Source organism: Ralstonia insidiosa (assembly GCF_008801405.1).
GTDB lineage: Bacteria > Pseudomonadota > Gammaproteobacteria > Burkholderiales > Burkholderiaceae > Ralstonia > Ralstonia insidiosa.
Genome location: NZ_VZPV01000004.1, coordinates 25,580 through 46,278, shown reverse-complemented (window position 1 = coordinate 46,278; position 20,699 = coordinate 25,580). Strand labels below are relative to the sequence as shown.

At 61.6% G+C, this 20,699-nt stretch carries 30 protein-coding genes; 1 reads left to right on the top strand and 29 read right to left on the bottom strand.

What is annotated here, in order from left to right; translation table 11 throughout:
* Nucleotides 1-20: 20 nt before the first annotated feature.
* The 28 genes from infA to F7R11_RS24680 all read right to left on the bottom strand — a co-directional run bounded on the left by infA (nt 21) and on the right by F7R11_RS24680 (nt 17,671).
* Nucleotides 21-239 (bottom strand): translation initiation factor IF-1, encoded by a 219-nt coding sequence (gene infA / locus F7R11_RS24815; RefSeq protein WP_003264140.1) that lies wholly within the window; start codon nt 237-239, stop codon nt 21-23.
* A 29-nt stretch (nt 240-268) separates the two neighbouring features.
* Complete coding sequence (gene secY / locus F7R11_RS24810; protein ID WP_021197573.1) at nt 269-1,591, bottom strand: preprotein translocase subunit SecY; 1,323 nt, start codon at nt 1,589-1,591, stop codon at nt 269-271.
* Between the two features lie 56 nt (nt 1,592-1,647).
* Nucleotides 1,648-2,079, bottom strand: coding sequence for a 50S ribosomal protein L15 (rplO, locus tag F7R11_RS24805; protein WP_021197574.1), 432 nt, complete (start codon nt 2,077-2,079; stop codon nt 1,648-1,650).
* Nucleotides 2,080-2,097: 18 nt separating this feature from the next.
* Complete coding sequence (gene rpmD / locus F7R11_RS24800; RefSeq protein WP_003264137.1) at nt 2,098-2,280, bottom strand: 50S ribosomal protein L30; 183 nt, start codon at nt 2,278-2,280, stop codon at nt 2,098-2,100.
* A gap of 22 nt (nt 2,281-2,302) precedes the next feature.
* Nucleotides 2,303-2,821, bottom strand: coding sequence for a 30S ribosomal protein S5 (rpsE, locus tag F7R11_RS24795; RefSeq protein ID WP_013211230.1), 519 nt, complete (start codon nt 2,819-2,821; stop codon nt 2,303-2,305).
* Nucleotides 2,822-2,842: 21 nt separating this feature from the next.
* A complete protein-coding gene (rplR, locus tag F7R11_RS24790) occupies nt 2,843-3,199 on the bottom strand; it encodes a 50S ribosomal protein L18 (RefSeq protein ID WP_021197575.1) in 357 nt (118 codons plus the stop codon).
* A gap of 11 nt (nt 3,200-3,210) precedes the next feature.
* Nucleotides 3,211-3,744: a 50S ribosomal protein L6 gene (rplF, locus tag F7R11_RS24785; RefSeq protein WP_021197576.1), complete on the bottom strand. Its 534-nt coding sequence runs from the start codon at nt 3,742-3,744 to the stop codon at nt 3,211-3,213.
* 12 nt (nt 3,745-3,756) lie between these two features.
* Nucleotides 3,757-4,152: a 30S ribosomal protein S8 gene (gene rpsH, locus F7R11_RS24780; RefSeq protein ID WP_004634489.1), complete on the bottom strand. Its 396-nt coding sequence runs from the start codon at nt 4,150-4,152 to the stop codon at nt 3,757-3,759.
* A gap of 27 nt (nt 4,153-4,179) precedes the next feature.
* Complete coding sequence (gene rpsN, locus F7R11_RS24775) at nt 4,180-4,485, bottom strand: 30S ribosomal protein S14 (protein ID WP_004634486.1); 306 nt, start codon at nt 4,483-4,485, stop codon at nt 4,180-4,182.
* 9 nt (nt 4,486-4,494) lie between these two features.
* Complete coding sequence (rplE, locus tag F7R11_RS24770; protein WP_009241894.1) at nt 4,495-5,037, bottom strand: 50S ribosomal protein L5; 543 nt, start codon at nt 5,035-5,037, stop codon at nt 4,495-4,497.
* A 26-nt stretch (nt 5,038-5,063) separates the two neighbouring features.
* Nucleotides 5,064-5,372 (bottom strand): 50S ribosomal protein L24, encoded by a 309-nt coding sequence (rplX, locus tag F7R11_RS24765; RefSeq protein WP_021197578.1) that lies wholly within the window; start codon nt 5,370-5,372, stop codon nt 5,064-5,066.
* Nucleotides 5,373-5,383: 11 nt separating this feature from the next.
* Nucleotides 5,384-5,752 carry a 50S ribosomal protein L14 gene (gene rplN, locus F7R11_RS24760; RefSeq protein WP_003264129.1) on the bottom strand — a complete coding sequence of 123 codons (369 nt, stop codon included), beginning with the start codon at nt 5,750-5,752 and terminating at the stop codon, nt 5,384-5,386.
* A 268-nt stretch (nt 5,753-6,020) separates the two neighbouring features.
* Nucleotides 6,021-6,290: a 30S ribosomal protein S17 gene (gene rpsQ / locus F7R11_RS24755; protein ID WP_021197579.1), complete on the bottom strand. Its 270-nt coding sequence runs from the start codon at nt 6,288-6,290 to the stop codon at nt 6,021-6,023.
* Nucleotides 6,287-6,481, bottom strand: coding sequence for a 50S ribosomal protein L29 (gene rpmC / locus F7R11_RS24750; protein ID WP_004634481.1), 195 nt, complete (start codon nt 6,479-6,481; stop codon nt 6,287-6,289). The genes rpsQ and rpmC overlap by 4 nt, the downstream gene beginning before the upstream one ends.
* Nucleotides 6,482-6,493: 12 nt before the next feature.
* Entirely contained in the window at nt 6,494-6,910 is a 417-nt protein-coding gene (rplP, locus tag F7R11_RS24745; RefSeq protein ID WP_003264123.1) for a 50S ribosomal protein L16, read from the bottom strand.
* A 2-nt stretch (nt 6,911-6,912) separates the two neighbouring features.
* Complete coding sequence (gene rpsC, locus F7R11_RS24740) at nt 6,913-7,710, bottom strand: 30S ribosomal protein S3 (protein WP_021197580.1); 798 nt, start codon at nt 7,708-7,710, stop codon at nt 6,913-6,915.
* Nucleotides 7,711-7,719: 9 nt separating this feature from the next.
* On the bottom strand, nt 7,720-8,049 hold the full coding sequence (rplV, locus tag F7R11_RS24735) for a 50S ribosomal protein L22 (protein WP_004634479.1): 330 nt from the start codon (nt 8,047-8,049) through the stop codon (nt 7,720-7,722).
* Between the two features lie 9 nt (nt 8,050-8,058).
* Entirely contained in the window at nt 8,059-8,334 is a 276-nt protein-coding gene (rpsS, locus tag F7R11_RS24730) for a 30S ribosomal protein S19 (RefSeq protein ID WP_021197581.1), read from the bottom strand.
* Between the two features lie 21 nt (nt 8,335-8,355).
* Complete coding sequence (rplB, locus tag F7R11_RS24725; protein ID WP_021197582.1) at nt 8,356-9,186, bottom strand: 50S ribosomal protein L2; 831 nt, start codon at nt 9,184-9,186, stop codon at nt 8,356-8,358.
* Between the two features lie 2 nt (nt 9,187-9,188).
* Nucleotides 9,189-9,503 carry a 50S ribosomal protein L23 gene (gene rplW / locus F7R11_RS24720; protein ID WP_021197583.1) on the bottom strand — a complete coding sequence of 105 codons (315 nt, stop codon included), beginning with the start codon at nt 9,501-9,503 and terminating at the stop codon, nt 9,189-9,191.
* On the bottom strand, nt 9,500-10,120 hold the full coding sequence (gene rplD / locus F7R11_RS24715) for a 50S ribosomal protein L4 (protein WP_021197584.1): 621 nt from the start codon (nt 10,118-10,120) through the stop codon (nt 9,500-9,502). The genes rplW and rplD overlap by 4 nt, the downstream gene beginning before the upstream one ends.
* An 11-nt stretch (nt 10,121-10,131) precedes the next feature.
* Nucleotides 10,132-10,785 carry a 50S ribosomal protein L3 gene (gene rplC / locus F7R11_RS24710; RefSeq protein ID WP_021197585.1) on the bottom strand — a complete coding sequence of 218 codons (654 nt, stop codon included), beginning with the start codon at nt 10,783-10,785 and terminating at the stop codon, nt 10,132-10,134.
* 286 nt (nt 10,786-11,071) lie between these two features.
* Entirely contained in the window at nt 11,072-11,383 is a 312-nt protein-coding gene (rpsJ, locus tag F7R11_RS24705) for a 30S ribosomal protein S10 (RefSeq protein WP_004634473.1), read from the bottom strand.
* A 107-nt stretch (nt 11,384-11,490) separates the two neighbouring features.
* Complete coding sequence (gene tuf / locus F7R11_RS24700; RefSeq protein ID WP_021197867.1) at nt 11,491-12,699, bottom strand: elongation factor Tu; 1,209 nt, start codon at nt 12,697-12,699, stop codon at nt 11,491-11,493.
* 83 nt (nt 12,700-12,782) lie between these two features.
* Entirely contained in the window at nt 12,783-14,951 is a 2,169-nt protein-coding gene (fusA, locus tag F7R11_RS24695; protein WP_064805471.1) for an elongation factor G, read from the bottom strand.
* A 119-nt stretch (nt 14,952-15,070) separates the two neighbouring features.
* Nucleotides 15,071-15,541, bottom strand: coding sequence for a 30S ribosomal protein S7 (gene rpsG / locus F7R11_RS24690; RefSeq protein ID WP_004634470.1), 471 nt, complete (start codon nt 15,539-15,541; stop codon nt 15,071-15,073).
* A gap of 199 nt (nt 15,542-15,740) precedes the next feature.
* Nucleotides 15,741-16,118, bottom strand: a complete 378-nt coding sequence (rpsL, locus tag F7R11_RS24685) for a 30S ribosomal protein S12 (protein WP_021197587.1) — start codon at nt 16,116-16,118, stop codon at nt 15,741-15,743.
* A gap of 296 nt (nt 16,119-16,414) precedes the next feature.
* Nucleotides 16,415-17,671, bottom strand: a complete 1,257-nt coding sequence (locus tag F7R11_RS24680; protein WP_064805473.1) for an MFS transporter — start codon at nt 17,669-17,671, stop codon at nt 16,415-16,417.
* Nucleotides 17,672-17,769: 98 nt separating this feature from the next.
* On the opposite strand from F7R11_RS24680, the gene F7R11_RS24675 reads away from it, so the two are divergent.
* Entirely contained in the window at nt 17,770-18,693 is a 924-nt protein-coding gene (locus F7R11_RS24675) for a LysR family transcriptional regulator (RefSeq protein WP_064805476.1), read from the top strand.
* Here the strand turns inward: F7R11_RS24675 and recQ are convergent.
* Entirely contained in the window at nt 18,690-20,603 is a 1,914-nt protein-coding gene (gene recQ, locus F7R11_RS24670; protein WP_064805478.1) for a DNA helicase RecQ, read from the bottom strand. The genes F7R11_RS24675 and recQ overlap by 4 nt on opposite strands.
* Nucleotides 20,604-20,699: the final 96 nt, after the last annotated feature.

Below are 20,699 nucleotides of genomic sequence, written 5' to 3'. Positions count from 1 at the left end.
TTCCTTCAATTCCAGTCCGCTCACTTCGCCCGGAATACGATGCGCGCGCGGGACAGATCATACGGGGTCAATTCGACCGTCACCTTGTCCCCGGGCAAGATGCGGATGTAATGCATCCGCATCTTGCCGGAAATATGGCCTAACACTACGTGGCCGTTCTCTAGCTTGACGCGAAACGTTGCGTTGGGAAGGTTTTCCAGCACCTCACCCTGCATCTGAATCACGTCGTCTTTAGCCATGTCTCTTTAGCTTCGTGCGACCGCTCTTTTTAACGGAGCGTCAGGTTGCCCTTGAAATTCGCCTTCTTCATCAAAGACTCGTACTGCTGAGACATCACGTAGGACTGCACTTGCGCCATGAAGTCCATCGTGACCACCACGATGATCAACAGCGACGTCCCACCAAAGTAGAACGGCACATTCCAGCGCAGCACCAAGAACTCCGGCAACAGACACACCAGCGTGATGTAGATCGCACCCGCCAGGGTCAGACGCACCAGAATCTTGTCGATATACCGCGTGGTTTGCTCGCCCGGGCGGATGCCCGGAATGAACGCCCCACTCTTCTTCAGGTTATCTGCCACTTCGCGGCTGTTATAGACCAGCGCCGTGTAGAAGAAACAGAAGAAGATGATCGCAGCCGCATACAGCAGGATGTACACCGGCTGACCTGGCGACAGCGTTGCTGCCAGGTCCTTGACGAATCGGGTGACCGGATTCGTCGAGTTGCCGGCTGTAAACCAGCCCGCGATCGTGGCCGGGAACAGAATGATCGACGATGCAAAGATCGGCGGAATCACCCCAGCCATATTCAACTTCAGCGGCAAATGCGACGACTGACCGCCATAAATCTTGTTACCGACCTGCCGCTTGGCGTAGTTGACGAGGATCTTGCGTTGGCCGCGTTCAATGAACACCACCACGAAAGTCACCGCGCCAATGATCGCCACCACCAGAATCGCGGAGAAAATCCCCATCGATCCCGTGCGCACCAGCTCAAACAGCCCGCCGATGGCATTGGGCAGACCTGCTGCAATCCCGCCAAAGATGATGATCGAGATCCCGTTGCCCAGACCGCGCTCGGTAATCTGCTCACCCAGCCACATCAGGAACATCGTGCCCGTCACCAGCGTGATCACTGCGGTCGCTCGGAACATCAGACCCGGATCCAGAACCAGACCAGGCTGTGCTTCGAGCGCCACCGCAATCCCAAGCGCCTGGAACGTCGCCAGGAGGACCGTACCGTAGCGCGTGTACTGCGTAATCTTGCGCTGGCCGGCTTGGCCTTCCTTCTTGAGCGATTCCAGCTGCGGTAGCACGATCGTCAGCAGCTGCATGATGATCGACGCCGAAATGTACGGCATGATCCCCAGCGCAAACACCGTGAACCGCGACAGCGCACCACCGGAGAACAGGTTGAACATCCCGAGGATGCCGCCTGACTGCCGTTGGAAAAGCTGCGCCAGTTGATCCGGATCGATGCCAGGCACAGGAATGTGCGCGCCGATCCGATACACCAGCAGTGCCAGGACCAGGAACACCAGCCGACGGCGAAGGTCGCCGTACTTGGCCGTGTTCTTGGCTTGGGCCATCACATTAGGTTTCGCCGTGGCCAAACGGATGCTCCGTCAGTGTGAAACAGCAGGCATTAGGCCAGCGAGCCACCAGCCGCTTCGATTGCGGCTTTCGCCCCAGCCGTTGCACCCAGGCCCTTCAGAACCACTTTCTTGTCGATCTCGCCCGACAGGATCACCTTGGCGCTCTTGACCATCTCGCCAACGAGGCCGGCTTGCTTGAGGGACAGCAGATCGATTTCTTCGATCGGCAGACCCGCCAGGTCGCCCAGACGCACTTCGGCGGTGAATTCCTTGGTCAGCGAGGTGAAACCACGCTTGGGCAGACGACGATACAGGGGCATCTGGCCGCCTTCGAAGCCGACCTTGTGGAAACCACCCGAACGCGACTTCTGACCCTTGTGACCACGACCAGCCGTCTTGCCCAGGCCCGAGCCAATACCGCGACCAACGCGGCGCTTGGCATGCTTGGAGCCGGCTGCCGGCTTCAGGTTATTCAGTTGCATGTTCTTCTCCGTCTTGCCTTAGCCGATGACCTTGACCAGGTAGGACACCTTGTTGATCATGCCGCGCACTGCCGGCGTGTCCTGCAATTCGGACACCGAGTTCATGCGGCGCAGGCCCAGACCACGCACCGTGGCGCGGTGGTCTTCGCGCGTACCGATCAGGCTACGCACGAGTTGGACTTTCACGGTTTTCTGCGACATATCGTTCACCTATCCCTTCGGCTTAGCCGAGGATTTCTTCGACCGACTTGCCACGCTTGGCAGCAATTTCAGCCGGGGTGCTCATCTTGCGCAGGCCGTCCAGCGTTGCGCGCACCATGTTGTAAGGATTGGTCGAACCGTGCGACTTGGTCACGATGTTCGTCACGCCCATCACTTCGAAGATGGCGCGCATCGGACCGCCGGCGATCACGCCAGTACCGTCCTTCGCGGGCATCATTTGCACCTTAGCGGCGCCATGCTTGCCAACCACTTCGTGCTGCAGCGTACCGTTTTTCAGCGGGACCTTGACCATCTTGCGACGGGCTTCGTCCATTGCCTTCTGCACGGCCACGGGCACTTCCTTCGCCTTGCCCTTGCCCATGCCGATACGACCGTCGCCGTCGCCGACCACGGTCAGAGCAGCGAAACCGAGAATCCGGCCGCCCTTGACCACCTTGGTCACGCGGTTGACCGCGATCATCTTCTCGCGAAGACCGTCGTCGCGTTCGTCCCCTTGGACCTTAGGTTGAATTTTTGCCATGACGATATCCTCTATGCCGGCTTAGAACTTCAGGCCAGCTTCGCGTGCCGCGTCAGCCAGTGCCTTCACGCGACCGTGATAACGGAAACCCGAGCGATCGAACGCCACGGCTTCGATGCCAGCAGCCTTCGCCTTCTCAGCAATACGCTTACCCACCAGAGTGGCAGCCGCGGTGTTACCACCGTTGCCGTTCAGCTCCTTGCGGACTTCGGCTTCTGCCGTCGAGGCCGCAGCCAGAACCTTCGTGCCGTCTTCCGAGAAGACCTGCGCGTAGATGTGCAGGTTAGTACGGTGCACAGCCAGGCGAGCGACGTTCAGCTCCGCAATTTTCAGGCGGGTCTGACGTGCACGGCGCAAACGCGAGTCATTTTTGTTCATGATGTGCACCCTTACTTCTTCTTGGTTTCCTTCAGGATCACACGCTCGTCTGCGTAGCGCACACCCTTGCCCTTGTAGGGCTCAGGCGGACGATAGCCACGCACTTCAGCGGCGACCTGACCAACTTTCTGCTTGTCCGAACCCTTGATGATGATTTCGGTCTGCGTCGGCGTTTCCGCCTTCACGCCTTCCGGCATCTCATGGATCACGTCGTGCGAGAAACCGAGTTGCAGCTTCAGGGCAGTGCCTTGAAGTGAAGCACGGTAACCCACGCCGACCAGGTTCAGCTTGCGCTCGAAGCCCGTCGTCACGCCTTTGACCATGTTGGCCGTCAGGGCGCGCATCGTGCCTTGCAACGCATTGGCTTCACGCGACTCATCTGCCGGCTCGAACGTGATCGTGCCGTTGTCGGTGTTGACCTTGACCAGCGAGTGAATCGGCTGCGTCAGCGTGCCCAGCGGGCCCTTGACGGTCAGCAGACCACCAGCAAAATTAACTTCGGCGCCCTTGGGCAGCGCGATGGGAGCCTTACCTACGCGAGACATGGTTCCCCTCCCTTAGGCGACGTAGCAAATGACTTCGCCACCGACACCGGTTGCGCGCGCACGGCGGTCCGTCATCAGACCCTGCGGGGTCGAGATGATGGCGACGCCCAGGCCGTTCATCACTTGCGGGATTTCATTACGGCCCTTGTACACACGCAGACCAGGCTTCGAGACGCGCTCCAGGCGCTCGATGACCGGACGGCCGGCGTAGTACTTCAGACCAATCGTCAGCGTGGACTTGCCACCCTGCTCGGTCACGGCGAATTCGTCGATGTAGCCTTCGTCCTTCAGGACTTTGGCGATTGCCACCTTCAGCTTCGACGACGGCATGACCACCGACGCTTTTTCCACCGCTTGCGCGTTGCGGATACGCGTCAGCATATCGGCGATCGGATCGCTCATGCTCATAGTGTTTCTCCTGTAGCCTGTGCGTGATTACCAGCTGGCTTTCGTCAGACCCGGGATTTCGCCCTTGAAGGCGATCTCACGGAGCTTGTTACGCGCCAGGCCAAACTTGCGGAACGTACCGCGGGGACGACCGGTGATCGAGCAGCGGTTGCGCTGACGAGTCGGATTCGCGTTGCGCGGCAGTGCTTGCAGCTTCAGGCGCGCTTCGTAACGCTCTTCTTCCGACTTGCTTTGGTCTGCCACGATGGCTTCGAGAGCGGCGCGCTTCTCAGCGTACTTGGCCACGAGCTTGGCACGCTTCTTCTCGCGTTCGATCAGAGACAATTTAGCCACGGTAACCCCTTAATTACGGAACGGGAACTTGAACGCATTGAGGAGCGCCTTTGCTTCCTCGTCGTTCTTCGCAGTCGTCGTGATGCTGATGTTCAGACCACGGAGTGCGTCGATCTTGTCGTACTCGATCTCGGGGAAAATGATCTGCTCTTTCACACCGATGTTGTAGTTGCCACGACCGTCGAATGCCTTGCCCGACACACCGCGGAAGTCGCGCACACGCGGCAGCGACACGGTGATGAAGCGGTCCAGGAATTCGTACATGCGTTGGCCACGCAGCGTGACCATCGTGCCGATCGGGTAACCCTGGCGAATCTTGAAGCCGGCGATAGCCTTGCGGGCCTTCGTCACGATGGGCTTCTGGCCAGCAATCTTGATCAGGTCGCCGGTGGCGTGCTCAATGACCTTCTTGTCATTGATGGCTTCGCCAAGACCCATGTTCAGGGTGATCTTGGTGATGCGCGGCACTTCCATCACGGACTTGTAACCGAACTGCTTGATCAGCTCGGGCACAACCTTCTCTTTGTAAAACTCTTGCAGACGTGCAGTCATGCTCAACTCCTCTCTATTGCCCAGAATCAAGCGCCGACGCCAGCACCAGTAGTCTTCAGGACACGCGTCTTCACGCCGCCTTCAACCTTGATGCCGACGCGCGACGGCTTGCCATTGGCATCCACGAGCGCAACGTTCGAAATATGGATGGGCATGACCTTGTCGACCACACCACCCGTGGTACCCAGCATCGGGTTCGGGCGCACGTGCTTCTTCGCAACGTTCACGCCTTCCACCGTCACGTGCTCAGCAAGCACCGACAGCACGGTCCCTTGCTTACCCTTGTCTTTACCGGTGCGGACGATGACGCGATCGCCCTTGCGAATCTTGTTCATGCGGCCTCCGATTACAGCACTTCCGGCGCGAGCGACACGATCTTCATGAAGCGCTCGGTACGGAGTTCGCGAGTGACCGGCCCGAAAATGCGGGTGCCGATCGGCTCAAGCTTGGTGTTCAGCAGCACGGCGGCATTGCCGTCGAACTTGATGAGCGAGCCGTCAGGACGGCGCACGCCCTTGGCGGTACGCACCACCACGGCGTTGTAGATATCGCCCTTCTTCACGCGACCACGCGGGGCAGCATCCTTGACGCTGACCTTGATGATGTCGCCGACGCTGGCGTAGCGGCGCTTCGAACCGCCCAGCACCTTGATGCACATGACTTCACGCGCACCCGTGTTATCGGCCACTTCGAGCCGGCTTTCTGTCTGAATCATGGTGTTCTCGTCCCAACTTAATTCGCCCTTACGCACAATGCGTAGAAGCGATCAGTCTTGGTCCCGCCGGCTGCTGGCATTGCGCCAACCGCGATTGGGTTGATCAACTTGAAGTCGGTAGCTGCCTGGCAGCGAGTGCCACCAGACCCATTCACTCTTCTCTTTGCCCGAGCCACCAGCCGAATCGCCAGTAACCCTCTCAAAGGGAAAGACCGAGACTATAGCACATAATCTCGGTCTTGCAACAGCAAACTGCTTAGCTGTTGTTTTAGATCACGCGTGCGGCTTCAAGCAGGCGCGACACCACCCACGACTTGGTGCGCGAGATCGGACGCGATTCCGTGATCTCAACCTTGTCGCCTTCGTTGTACTGGTTGGCTTCGTCGTGCGCATGGTACTTCTTCGAGCGCACCACGTACTTGCCGTACAGCGGATGCTTGACGCGGTTTTCGACCAGGACCGTCACGGTCTTGTCCATCTTGTTGCTGACAACGCGACCGACGAGCGTGCGCTTCAGGGACGTTGCTGCTTCAGTCATTTCTGGTTCCCCTTCTGGCCCAGCACGGTGCGGACACGCGCGATGTCACGACGCACCTTCTTCAGCTGGCTGGTGTTCTGCAGCTGTTGCGTCGCCTTTTGCATGCGCAGGCCAAATTGAGCCTTCAGCAGCTCAGAGAGCTCCTGGTTCAGCCCTGCGACATCTTTGTCGCGCAGTTCGGATGCTTTCATGGTGTGTGCTCCTTACGTTCCGACCTGACGCACCACGAAGCTGGTCGCGATCGGCAGCTTGGCAGCAGCCAGGCGGAACGCCTCGCGTGCCAGTTCTTCGCCGACGCCGTCCATTTCGTACAGCATCTTGCCCGGCTGAATTTCAGCCACGTAGTATTCCGGGTTGCCCTTACCGTTACCCATACGGACTTCAGCAGGCTTCTTCGAGATCGGCTTGTCCGGGAAAATCCGGATCCAAATGCGGCCGCCACGCTTGATGTGGCGGGTCATCGCACGACGGGCCGACTCAATCTGACGTGCGGTCAGACGGCCGCGGCCCATCGCCTTCAGGCCGAATTCGCCGAACGACACGGCGTTACCGCGCGTGGCGATACCGGTGTTACGGCCCTTCTGCTCCTTGCGGTACTTCCTGCGCTTAGGTTGCAGCATGCTTATTCTCCAGTCTTGGCGTCGGCGCCACCGCTACGGCGGGGAGCACCTGCACCAGCACCGCGGCGCTGACCGGCCGGGCGATCGCCCTCACGGCGACGACCTTCCGGGCGACCCGGGCGGCGGCGACGCTCGTCTTCTTTCGGCTCTTCCACGACGGGTGCGTCGTTGCGACCGAGGTGGTCACCCTTGTACACCCACACCTTGACACCGATGATGCCGTAGGTGGTTTCTGCTTCCGAGAAGCCGTAGTCGATATCGGCGCGCAGCGTGTGCAGGGGCACACGGCCTTCGCGGTACCACTCGGTACGGGCGATTTCGATGCCGTTCAGACGGCCCGAGCTCATGATCTTGATGCCTTGGGCACCCAGACGCATTGCGTTCTGCATCGCGCGCTTCATGGCGCGACGGAACATGATGCGGCGCTCGAGCTGCTGCGTGATCGAATCGGCGATCAGCTGCGCATCGACTTCCGGCTTGCGGATTTCTTCGATGTTCACGTGCACGGGCACGCCCATGCGACGCTGCAGTTCTGCCTTCAGCAGCTCGATGTCCTCGCCCTTCTTGCCGATCACCACGCCCGGACGCGAGCTGTAAATGGTGATACGTGCATTCTTGGCCGGACGCTCGATGACCACGCGGCCCACCGAAGCGTTCTTCAGTTTCTTCTTCAGAAACTCGCGAACTTCGATGTCTTCCTTGAGCATGCCCGCAAACTGGGTGTTGTTGGCGTACCAACGCGAAGCCCAGTTACGGCTGACAGCCAGACGGAAGCCAGTCGGATGAATCTTCTGTCCCATCGTGACCCCTTAGTTGCCCAACGTCACAGTGATGTGACAGGTTTGTTTCTCGATGCGGTTGCCACGGCCCTTCGCACGCGCGGTGAAGCGCTTGAGCGACGTTGCCTTGTCGATGTAGATCGACTTGACCTTCAGCTCATCGATATCGGCGCCTTCGTTGTGCTCGGCGTTCGCGATGGCGGACTCAACCACCTTCTTCACGATGCCAGCCGCCTTCTTCGGGCTGAACGTCAGCACGTTGAGCGCGCGCTCGATCGACAGGCCGCGGATCTGGTCAGCAACCAGGCGCGTCTTCTGTGCGGAGATACGGGCGCCGCGATGAATCGCTTTAACTTCCATGATTGCCCCTTATCGCTTCGCTTTCTTGTCGGCAGCGTGGCCCTTGAACGTACGCGTGAGCGCAAATTCGCCGAGCTTGTGGCCAACCATGTTTTCCGTGACATACACGGGCACGTGCTGACGGCCGTTGTGAACGGCGATCGTCAGGCCGATGAAGTCCGGCAGAATGGTCGAACGACGCGACCACGTCTTGATGGGCTTCTTGTCCTTCGTCTGCACCGCCACTTCCACCTTCTTCAGCAGGTGGGCGTCGATGAACGGACCTTTCTTTACGGAACGAGTCATTTCTTAGCTCCTACCTACCGATTAACGCTTGTGACGGCGTTGGACGATCATGCTGTCCGTGCGCTTGTTACGACGGGTGCGGTAGCCCTTGGTCGGCGTACCCCACGGGGACACCGGATCACGGCCAGCAGCAGTCTTACCTTCACCACCACCGTGCGGGTGATCGACCGGGTTCATCACCACACCGCGAACGGTCGGGCGAATACCGCGCCAACGGGTTGCACCGGCCTTGCCGATCTGGCGCAGGCTGTGCTCTTCGTTGCCGACTTCACCGATGGTCGCGCGGCACTCGATGTGCACGCGGCGCACTTCACCCGAGCGCAGACGCACTTGAGCGTAGATTCCTTCGCGAGCCAGCAGCACGGCGGACGTACCAGCCGAACGGGCAACTTGAGCGCCCTTGCCCGGCAGGATTTCCACGCAGTGAATCGTCGTACCGACCGGGATGTTGCGGATCGGCAGGTTGTTACCGGCCTTGATCGGCGCTTCCGAGCCGTTGGCGATGGCTTGGCCAACCACAGCGCCCTTCGGGGCGATGATGTAGCGGCGCTCACCGTCGGCGAACAGCACGAGCGCGATGTTGGCGCTACGGTTCGGATCGTATTCCAGGCGCTCGATCTTGGCCGGGATACCGTCCTTGTCGTTACGCTTGAAGTCGACGATGCGATAGTGATGCTTGTGACCACCGCCCTTGTGACGGGTTGTGATGTGGCCGTTGTTGTTACGACCCGACTTCTGGAATTGCTTTTCCAGCAGCGGAGCGTGCGGCGCACCCTTGTGAAGGTCGGGGTTGACGACCTTCACCATCGAGCGGCGGCCCGGCGATGTCGGCTTGGTCTTGACGAGTGCCATGATTACTTGGCCTCCGCTTCAAAATTGATTTCCTGGCCCGGCTTCAGCGAGACATAGGCCATCTTCACGTGGTTACGACGACCCATGAAGCGACCGAAGCGCTTTTGCTTGCCCTTGCGGTTCAGGATCTGGACGGCAGCGACTTCCACCTTGAACAGCAGTTCGACGGCAGCCTTCACCTCGATCTTGTTGGCGTCGGGAGCCACTTCGAACACAACCTGTTCGTTCTTCTCGGCCACCAGGGTTGCCTTTTCAGACACCACGGGCGCCAGCAGCACCTGCATCAGGCGATGGTCGTTCTTGGCAACTTGCGTCATTTCAGCAACTCCTCGATCTGCGCGACGGCACCCTTCGTCACGAGCACCTTCTTGTAGTGCACGAGCGACAGGGGGTCAGCGTGACGCGGCTCAACCACGAGCACGTGCGCCAGGTTGCGCGATGCCAGGAAGAGGTTTTCGTCCAGGTTATCGGTAATCACGAGCACCGAGTCCAGGCCCATGGCGCCGAGCTTGTCGGCCAGCAGCTTGGTCTTCGGAGCTTCGACGGACAGACTGTCAACGACGTTGATGCGACCTTCACGGGCAAGCTGCGAATAAATCGAGCGCATGCCGGCGCGGTACATCTTCTTGTTGACCTTCTGCGAGAAGTTTTCTTCCGGGCTGTTCGGGAAGATACGACCACCCCCGCGCCACAGCGGGGAGGAGCTCATACCTGCACGGGCGCGGCCCGTACCCTTTTGGCGCCACGGCTTCTTGGTCGTGTGCTTGACCTCTTCACGATCCTTCTGCTTACGGTTACCGCTGCGAGCGTTGGCCTGATAAGCGACGACGATCTGGTGAACGAGGGCTTCGTTATAGTCACGGCCGAACACTTCCGGCGAGGCAGCAACGCCAGCGCCGAGTTGACCGTTGTCCTGGAGCAGCTTCAGTTCCATGCGTTTGCTCCTTATGCCTTCTTAGCGCGGGCCTTCACGGCCGGCGTGACGATGACTTGACCGCCCTTGGCGCCCGGGATCGCGCCCTTGACCAGCAACAGCTTGCGCTCTGCGTCGATCTTGGCGATTTCCAGGTTCTGAACGGTACGGGTGACGTCACCCATGTGACCGGTCATGCGCTTACCCGGGAACACGCGGCCCGGATCCTGCGCCATACCGATCGAGCCCGGCACGTTGTGCGAGCGCGAGTTACCGTGCGTGGCGCGGCCCGACGAGAAGTTGTAACGCTTGATGGTACCGGCGTAGCCCTTACCAATCGTCACACCCTGAACGTCGATCTTCTGACCGACTTCGAACAGGTCGACGCTGATGTTCGCGCCAGGCTGGAATTCAGCGGCACGAGCGGCATCCACTCGGAATTCTTTGATAACTTCGCCCGCTTCCACGCCGGCTTTGGCGAGATGACCCGCCAGCGGCTTGGTGACGCGGCTGGCGCGTCGGGTGCCGAAGGTGACTTGAACGGCGGTATAACCGTCGGTCTCGTCCGTCTTGATTTGCGTCACGCGGTTGTCGCCGACCTCAAGCACGGTAACGGGAATCGAATCGCCGTCGTCCGTGAAAATACGGGTCATGCCAACCTTGCGACCTACAAGGCCAAGGCTCATGGTTTGCTCCATTCCCAGCTGCGATTGGCCGGGGCTGATTGATACTACGAATCTTGAACTGGACTGCGCCTAAAGAGACAGCGCGCGGCCAAATGGCCAGCCCACTCCCCTTGACTAAAGGGGTAGCCCTACACTATATCCCGGTTGCGGACAATCCGCAAGCACGATTGCGGAATACACGCCCAGGCGTGGCGTGCGGCACAACATCCGTCACCAAAAAGCAAAACGGCGAGCACTTGGCTCGCCGTTTGCCCGTTGCCGAAGTGATCCGGCAGCGTTGTCTTGCTTACTGCAGCTTGATCTCAACGTCCACGCCAGCCGGCAGGTCCAGCTTCATCAGCGCGTCGACGGTCTTGTCCGTCGGATCGACGATGTCCATCAGGCGCTGGTGCGTGCGGATTTCGAACTGGTCGCGGCTGGTCTTGTTGACGTGCGGCGAACGCAGAACGTCGAAACGCTGGATGCGGGTCGGCAGGGGCACCGGGCCCTTGACGATCGCGCCAGTGCGCTTGGCGGTTTCGACGATTTCAGCGGCCGACTGGTCGATCAGGCGATAGTCGAAGGCCTTCAGGCGGATACGGATCTTCTGGTTCTGCATGATGTTTCCTTAAAGAGCATGGCGGCCAAGCCGCCGGGAGATTGAAAGAGCGATGCAACAGGCGATGCGCCGCGCCCCTTACGAGGAACAGCGCATCGATCCGCCTTTTACTTCAGGATCTTGGCAACGACGCCAGCACCCACGGTACGGCCGCCTTCGCGGATAGCGAAGCGCAGACCTTCTTCCATGGCGATCGGGGCGATCAGCTTGACGGTGATCGACACGTTGTCACCCGGCATGACCATTTCCTTGCCTTCCGGCAGGGCGATCGAGCCAGTCACGTCCGTCGTACGGAAGTAGAACTGCGGGCGGTAGTTGTTGAAGAACGGGGTGTGACGACCACCTTCGTCCTTCGACAGGATGTAGACCTCGCCCGTGAATTCCGTGTGCGGCTTGATCGAGCCCGGCTTGGCCAGCACTTGACCACGCTGAACGTCTTCACGCTTCGTGCCGCGCAGCAGAATACCGACGTTGTCGCCTGCTTGACCTTGGTCCAGCAGCTTGCGGAACATTTCCACGCCCGTGCACGTCGTCTTGTCGATCTTCGGCTTGTCGCCGTCCATGGCGATACCGACGATTTCGATTTCTTCGCCGACCTTGATGATGCCGCGCTCGATACGGCCGGTCACCACGGTGCCGCGACCCGAGATCGAGAACACGTCTTCCACCGGCATCAGGAACGTGCCGTCAACAGCGCGCTCCGGCGTCGGGATGTAGGTGTCCAGTGCGTCGGCCAGGTTCATGATGGCCACTTCGCCCAGCTCGCCCTTGTCGCCTTCCAGCGCCAGCTTGGCCGAACCCTTGATGATCGGGGTGTCGTCGCCCGGGAACTCGTACTTCGACAGAAGTTCACGCACTTCCATCTCAACCAGTTCCAGCAGCTCAGCGTCGTCCACCATGTCGCACTTGTTCAGGAAGACGATGATGTACGGCACACCCACTTGGCGGGCCAGCAGGATGTGCTCACGCGTTTGCGGCATCGGGCCGTCAGCGGCCGAGCACACCAGGATGGCGCCGTCCATCTGGGCGGCACCGGTGATCATGTTCTTGACGTAGTCGGCGTGGCCCGGGCAGTCAACGTGCGCGTAGTGACGGTTAGCCGTCTCGTACTCGATGTGCGCGGTGTTGATCGTGATGCCGCGTGCCTTTTCTTCCGGCGCTGCGTCGATTTCGTCGTACTTCTTGGCGGTACCACCGAACTTGCTCGACAGCACGGTGGCGATCGCTGCGGTCAGCGTCGTCTTGCCGTGGTCAACGTGACCAATCGTCCCAACGTTCACGTGCGGCTTGGTCCGCTCGAACTTTTCCTTTGCCATGTCAGCTCCTCAATTCGGAATTGGCTAATTGCTAGATTTAGATGTGGGCGACACGCACGCGCGCATCGCCCAAAACACGTTGATTACTTCGTACCCTTGGCAGCCATCACAGCTTCGGCGATGTTCTTCGGTGCCTCAGCGTATTGCTTGAATTCCATGGTGTACGTGGCGCGGCCTTGCGTGGCCGAACGCAGCGACGTCGAATAGCCGAACATTTCCGACAGCGGGACTTCGGCCTTGATGACCTTGCCGCCGCCGACCATGTCGTCCATGCCCTGCACGATGCCGCGGCGGGACGACAAGTCGCCCATCACGGTACCCGTGTAGTCTTCCGGCGTTTCCACTTCCACAGCCATCATCGGCTCGAGCAGAACCGGCGTGGCTTTGCGCATGGCTTCCTTGAAAGCCATGGAGCCGGCCATGCGGAACGCGTTTTCGTTCGAGTCCACATCGTGGTACGAACCGAACGTCAGCGTGACCTTCACGTCCACCACCGGGAAGCCAGCCAGAATACCGGCCGGCAGCGTGTCGACGATACCCTTTTCGACCGCCGGGATGTATTCGCGAGGAATCACACCGCCCTTGATGGCGTCGACGAAGACGAAACCATTGGCAGCAGCAGCTGCTGCTGCCGACGTGGTCGCTGCCGCCTTCGCTGCCGCCTTGCCTTCTTCGTCCAGCGGTTCCAGCGTGATCACAGCGTGACCGTACTGACCGCGGCCGCCCGACTGCTTGACGAACTTGCCTTCGACGTCTTCAACCTTCTTGCGGATGGTTTCGCGGTAGGCAACTTGCGGCGCGCCGATGTTGGCTTCCACGCCGAATTCGCGCTTCATGCGGTCAACCAGAATTTCGAGGTGGAGCTCGCCCATGCCCGAAATGATGGTCTGGCCCGATTCTTCATCGGTACGCACGCGGAACGACGGATCTTCAGCGGCCAGGCGGTTCAGGGCGATGCCCATCTTTTCCTGGTCAGCCTTGGTCTTCGGCTCGACAGCCTGCGAGATCACCGGCTCCGGGAACACCATGCGCTCGAGAATGATCGGCGCGGCCGGGTCGCACAGCGTGTCACCCGTGGTGGCGTCCTTCAGGCCCACTGCAGCGGCGATGTCACCGGCCAGCACTTCCTTGATTTCTTCGCGCTGGTTGGCGTGCATCTGCAGAATCCGGCCCAGACGTTCCTTCTTCTGCTTCACCGGGTTGTACACGGTGTCGCCCGAGTTGATCTTGCCCGAGTAGACGCGGAAGAAGATCAGTTGACCCACGAACGGGTCGGTCATGATCTTGAACGCCAGTGCCGAGAACTTTTCGCTGTCGTCAGCCTTGCGCTCGAGCTTCTTCGTTTCGTCGGTTTCGTCGATGCCCTGGACCGGCGGAATGTCGACCGGCGACGGCAGGAAGTCGATCACGGCGTCGAGCATGCGCTGCACGCCCTTGTTCTTGAACGCGGTGCCGCACAGCATCGGCTGGATTTCGCAGGCGATGGTACGGTCGCGCAGCGCCTTGACGATCTCAGCACGGGTCAGCGTTTCGCCGCCCAGGTACTTTTCCATCAGCTCTTCGCTGGCTTCAGCAGCCGACTCGACCATCTTCTCGCGCCACTCGTTGCAGGTGTCAACGAGTTCGGCCGGGATGTCGGTGTATTCGAACTTCACGCCTTGGCTGGCTTCGTCCCAAATGATCGCCTTCATCTCCAGCAGATCGACGACGCCTTGGAAGCCTTCTTCCGCACCAATCGGCACCACCACGGGCACCGGGTTGGCCTTCAGGCGAGTCTTCAGCTGGTCGTAGACCTTGAAGAAGTTGGCGCCGGTACGGTCCATCTTGTTGACGAACGCCAGACGCGGCACCTTGTACTTGTTGGCCTGGCGCCAGACGGTTTCCGACTGCGGCTGCACGCCACCCACTGCGCAATACACCATGCACGCGCCGTCCAGCACACGCATGGAGCGCTCCACCTCAATGGTGAAGTCCACGTGGCCCGGGGTGTCGATGATGTTGAAGCGGTGCTCGGGGTAGTTGCCGCCCATGCCCTTCCAGAAGGCGGTGGTCGCAGCGGACGTGATGGTGATGCCGCGCTCTTGCTCCTGCTCCATCCAGTCCATGGTGGCTGCGCCATCATGCACTTCACCGATCTTGTGGTTCACACCGGTGTAGAACAGGATCCGCTCGGTCGTGGTGGTTTTGCCGGCGTCGATGTGAGCGGAAATACCGATGTTACGGTAGCGCTCAATGGGGGTCTTACGAGCCACGGTTAATCCTTTGCTCTGATTCGTCAACGGGGCGCTGCCGGATAGCAAGCGCCCCTAATACAAATGGGCGAGATGTGCGCGCACAACCCGCCCAGCAACCAACAACGTTCGTGAGTCGCTTAGAAGCGGAAGTGCGAGAACGCCTTGTTGGCTTCTGCCATACGGTGCACTTCGTCGCGCTTCTTCATGGCGCCGCCGCGGCCTTCCGAGGCCTCGAGCAGTTCACCAGCCAGACGCAGGGCCATCGACTTCTCGCTGCGCTTCTTCGCAGCTTCCCGCAGCCAACGCATCGCCAATGCCAGACGACGCGACGGCCGGACTTCGACCGGCACCTGATAGTTAGCACCACCAACACGACGGCTCTTCACTTCGACCACCGGCTTGATGTTGCCGATTGCCAGCGTGAACACCTCGATGGGCGCCTTGCCTGCTTTCTTTTCGATCTGGTCGAACGCACCGTAAACGATACGTTCAGCCACCGACTTCTTGCCGTCCAGCATCAGGACGTTCATGAACTTGGCGACTTCCACATTGCCGAACTTCGGGTCCGGCAGAATTTCCCGCTTGGGGACTTCACGACGACGTGGCATCTTCTTTCCTTCTCTGTTCAGTTGAGAACCGCTTCGGTTCTCCGGCCACCAACTAGCTTGTCTTCCAACAATCTGAGCCGGGTGACCACTTACTCGACGGTGCCAGTGCGGTCAAAAAACGCACCGTTGTACCGCCTGCTCATGACAAGACCGTGACCCCGCATTCGCACAACACGCGCGGACCGATCTCACTGACCACTTAGGCCTTCTTCGGGCGCTTCGCGCCGTACTTCGAACGCGCTTGCTTACGGTCCTTGACGCCTTGCAGGTCAAGGGAGCCGCGCACGATGTGGTAACGCACACCCGGCAAATCCTTCACACGGCCGCCGCGGATCAGCACGACGCTGTGTTCTTGCAGGTTGTGGCCTTCACCGCCGATGTACGAAATGACTTCGAAACCGTTGGTCAGGCGCACCTTGGCGACCTTACGCAGTGCCGAGTTCGGCTTCTTCGGCGTCGTGGTGTACACGCGGGTGCACACGCCGCGACGCTGCGGGCAGTTCTCAAGCGCCGGGCTCTTGCTCTTCAGCTTTTCAGAGACGCGGGGCTTGCGAACCAATTGATTGATAGTTGGCATTGTTCAATCCAGCTTGGTTTTTGAAAAATCGCCGGACCACATGACGTGGCAGCCTCACATGTGAGGCAATCGGCGCAATCGGGTTTTGGAAGTGGCGAGCAGAACGCTCTAGAGAGAGGACCTGCGGGAACAGATCGAGACCAAAGAGCGCGAGCCCGTCTGGTTCAGATGCCTTGCACAGCGCTTTGCCGGGCATGGACGTGCGAAGCCAGAAGCCAAAAACTCGAATCTGGCACTATAGCGGGGTGTTTTGCAAGCGTCAAGCACGCCGCCAGTCTGGCGACGCGCGTTGCAGATCAACAGCGGCGCGGTGTGGCGCCAATGGCACGCGGGGCCGCGCTGGGCCAGAGAAAGACGAGTGCTGCAGCCGACACAAACCCCAGCGCGAGCACCGAGACGCCAATCCAGCCGGCACGCGCCCAGACCACGCCGGCCAAACCGCCGCCCGCCGCCGCACCAAAGAAAAATGCGCCCGTGTACAAGCCATTCACACGCCCGCGGATCTCCGGCGACAGCGTGTTGACCAGATAGCGACCGAGCGCCTGGTCACCGATGGCGCCGAAGTCCAGCAACAGCGCGGCGACCACCAGCATCGCCAGCATGACGGGAACGCTCAACCCTGGCACCAGCGCCGAGGCCAGCGCGAGCAGCAGCCCAGTGGCCGCACTACCGTGCGCGAGCAGCGTGCCGAACCGTACCAAGCCGCGATCCGCCAGTCGCCCGGCAACAGGTGCCGCCAGGACACCCGCCGCGCCACACAGCGCGAAGATGCCGATGCCGTTTTGCGACAGATGAAACGGCGCTGCCGCCAGCCGTAGTGCCACGGCCGTCCAGAAGAGCGTGAATGCCGCCATCAGCAAGGCCTGGGTGGCGGCGCGCCGGCGCAGAAACGGCTCACTGCGCAGCAAGCGGCCGTACGAGCCCAGCAGCGCGCCGTACGACTGCGTACGCGGCGGCACAAAGGTCGGCATCACACGCGGCAGGACAATCGCCAAGACCGCAATAGCCACTGCCGACGCACCATAGAACGCACGCCACCCCCATTGCGCCGCAATCAGGCTCGCTGCGGGACGCGACAGCAGGATGCCCAGATTCAGGCCGATCATGATGTCGCCGAGCACGCGCCCGCGCCGATGGTCGGCCGCCAGGCGCCCGGCCAGCGCGATCAGCATCTGGATGACGGTCGACGTGAGCCCGATGGCGAACGCGGCCAGCATCAGCACCTGCCCGCTGTGCGCCACGGTAGTCAGCGCGAGCGACGCGACCGCGCCCCATAGTGTGCGCGAGGCCAGCGCGCGGTTGTCCTGCAGATCAGTCATCGGCATCAACAGCAGCAGACCGATGCCGTAGCCGAACAGCGTGGCAGTCACCAGCAATCCGGTAGCGGCCGTGGTCCAGCCGATGCTGGCGGCAATCTCGGCGACGAGCGGCTGGATGCCGAACAGGTTGACGACAATGAGCCCCACCGCCGCCGCAAACAACGGCGTTGCGCCGCGCGGCAAGCGATCTGCGAGGGGATGAGATACGGCAACGTCAGGGGCTTCAGTCGTCATGATGGCGGGAGGAAGGTCGGGACGCCCCATCGTAGCCAGCCGATTCGCGCAGATTAAGGTAGCCTCTGGCGTCATATTGTTTCCAGAAACGCGCAAATATGGATCGACTCTCCGACGTGGTGATCTTTGTGCGGGTGGTGGAGTGTGGCAGCTTGTCGGCGGCCTCCGATGCGATCGGGGTATCCCGCGGGGTCATCAGCAAGGCGCTGGCGCGACTGGAAGCGCGGCTGGACACCCGCCTGCTGCAGCGGACCACGCGGCGCCTGTCACTGACCGAAGCCGGTGCGGCCTTCTTCGAGAAAAGCCGCGAGGGCCTGGCGCTGGTGGACGCCGCCGAGCAAGCCGTGACCGCCTTGCGCGATGAGGCCCGTGGCACGCTGCGGGTGTCGGCGCCGGCGTCGTTTGCGGTGACGCTACTGGCGCCGCTGCTGGGCGCGTTCCAGGCGCGCTATCCCGCCGTGCAGATCGATCTGGACATGAACGACCGTTACGCCGATCTGGTGGCGGGACGCATTGACGTGGCGATCCGCATCGGCATGCTGGAGGATTCATCGCTCGTGGCGCGACGGCTAGCAAATTGCGCACACGCCATCTACGGTGCGCCGTCGTATTTCCGTGAGCGCGGCATTCCGCAAACGCCTGACGATCTGCGCGAGCACAACTGCCTCGTCTACGCCAACTACGATGGGCCGTACGACTGGGTGTTAACCGACCCTGCGGGCCAGCGCCATGTCGCGCACGTGAGGGGGTCCATGCTGGCCAACAACAGCCTCGTGCTGCGTGAGGCGGCGCGTTCAGGGTTGGGGGTATCGCTGGGACCGGCGTATCTGGTGCGCGAGGACATCGCGGCCGGGCGTCTGCAGGCGGTACTGACCGACTACACCGCGCGCGAGGTCCCGCTGCACGCCGTGTTCACGCAGCGCGTGCATCTGCTGCCGAAGGTGCGCGCGTTTGTAGATTTCCTGGGCGAACACCTGACACGTACCGGCGTGATGGGACCACTGCCAACAGCGGCCACCTAGGCCTGCTCGCGGCACTTCTCCAGCACGTCGAGCAACGCTTGGCCATAGCGGTCCAGCTTGGCCACGCCGATGCCCGGCAGTTCGCCCAGCGCCTCACGCGAGTCCGGATCGGTCTCGGCAATGCGGGCGAGCGTGCTGTCGTGGAAGATCACATAGGCCGGCACGCTGTGTTCGCGTGCCGTCTGGGCGCGCCAGGCACGCAACGCCTGCCAGCGCGCCTGCGCCTCATCGGAGAGATCGGCGGCTGGGTCCGCGCGTCGCTCCTTCTTGGCCGACGATGACGATGCACCACGCACCTTCTCCGCCTGACGCCGCAGGATCACCGACTGCTGCCCCTTGAGCACGGGGCGCGCCGCGTCAGTCAGGATCAGGGCGCCATGGCCGCCGTGGTCGACGGCAAACAAACCCTGCGCGACCAGTTGGCGGAATACGCTGCGCCACGCCGGTTCCGACAGCTCGCTGCCGATGCCGAAGGTGGACACCGTCTCGAGATGCCATTGCTTGACGCGCTCGGTCGCGTTGCCGCGCAGGATGTCGATGAGCTGCCCGGCGCCGAAGCTCACGCGGCTGGCCTGCTGCACGCGGTAAGCGCACGACAACGCCATCTGCGCCTCGCGTGTCGCATCCCAGGTTTGCGGTGGCGTGAGGCAGGTATCGCAGTTGCCGCACGGCTGGCTGCTCTCGCCAAAGTAGGCGAGCAGCGCCACGCGGCGGCAGCTTGCGGCTTCGCACAGGCCGAGCAGCGCGTCGAGCTTGGCGGTGGACACGCGCTTGTGCACGTCGTCCGCCTCGGACTCGTCGATCATGCGGCGCTGCTGCACGACGTCGGCCAGGCCATAGGCCATCCACGCGTTGGCAGGCATGCCGTCACGGCCGGCGCGGCCGGTTTCCTGGTAGTACCCCTCCAGGCTCTTGGGCAAGTCCAGATGCGCGACAAAGCGCACGTCCGGCTTGTCGATGCCCATGCCGAAGGCGATGGTTGCCACCATCACGACGCCCTCCTCCTTGCGGAAGATGGCCTGATGGCGGGCGCGGATCTCCGAATCCATCCCGGCGTGGTACGGCAGCGCGCGGATGCCCTGCTCGGCCAGCCACTGCGCGGTCTCTTCCACCTTCTTGCGCGACAGGCAGTAGACGATGCCGGCGTCGCACGACTCGCCATCCATGTGCTCGGCGCGGATGAAGCGCAGGAGCTGCTGGCGCGCGCTGTCCTTCTCGACGATGGTGTAGCGGATGTTCGGGCGGTCGAAGCTGGAGAGGAAGACGCGCGAACCCGTGAGCGCGAGGCGCTCGACAATCTCATCGCGCGTGACAGCATCAGCCGTGGCAGTGAGTGCGATGCGCGGCACTTGCGGGAAGCGCTCGTGCAGCACGGAAAGCTGGATGTACTCGGGCCGGAAGTCGTGCCCCCATTGCGACACGCAGTGCGCCTCGTCGATGGCAAACAGGCCGATGCGCGAGCGCTCCAGCAAGTCCAGGAAGCGCGGCGTCATCAGCCGCTCGGGCGCGACGTAGACGAGGTCCAGCCGCCCCGCCGCCAGATCGCGCTCGACCTGTGCGGCCTCGGCGCCGGTGAGCGCGGAGTTGAGGTACGCGGCGCGCACGCCGGCCTCCTCCAGCGCGGCCACCTGGTCCTGCATCAGCGCGATCAGCGGTGAGACAACAATGCCCGCGCCCTGGCCGCGCCGATGCCGCACAAGCGCCGGGATCTGGTAGCAGAGGGATTTGCCGCCGCCCGTGGGCATCAGCACGAGGCAATCGCCGCCGTCAGCCACGTGGGTGACGATCTCTGCCTGCGGGCCGCGGAACGCGCTGTAGCCGAACACATCGTGCAGCACGGCGCGCGTGGCGGCAGCGGTGTCTTCGGGCAGCGCCTGCAGCGCGTGGTCTATGGCGGGAGAGTCGTACATCGGGACGGCGGAGTGCACGTGGTGTCACGCGCGGGCTAGGCGAAACCGCTATTGTGACAAACCCCGCCGAGGGATGGTCAATCAGGACAATCGGAT